Source organism: Buchnera aphidicola (Artemisaphis artemisicola), assembly GCF_005082365.1.
GTDB classification, from domain to species: domain Bacteria; phylum Pseudomonadota; class Gammaproteobacteria; order Enterobacterales; family Enterobacteriaceae; genus Buchnera; species Buchnera aphidicola_AR.
This window is the reverse complement of record NZ_CP034900.1, coordinates 633,006-633,406: the sequence shown is the minus strand read 5'-3', so window position 1 is coordinate 633,406 and position 401 is coordinate 633,006.

Genomic DNA, 401 nt, shown 5'->3' with positions numbered 1-401 from the left:
ATAAGTAGTCTGTCGTATTGATAATAAAAGAACTTATGACTTTAATTAACTGTGTACAATTAGTGATTTTATACGAATAACTTTTTCATATTGTATGATTTTAAGATAAAATAAAGAAAATAAATTTAATTAAAATAATCCTTATTGCATTCATGGAAAAAAAATTTTAAAAAAATATTTTTTAATAAAAATAATTAAGCTAGTATAATAAAAGTATAAAATTAGATTTAAAAACTATTGAAATTTAAGAGGAGCTAAAATGTTTAATTTATTAAAGAAAAACATTATTATTTTGATTGCAATATTTCTGATGTTTATAATTTTTTCTTTCTATTGGCAATACCCTTTTACCCCTCATGAAAAAAATTTAGAATACAACCAAGAAGAACCGTCTCAGCATA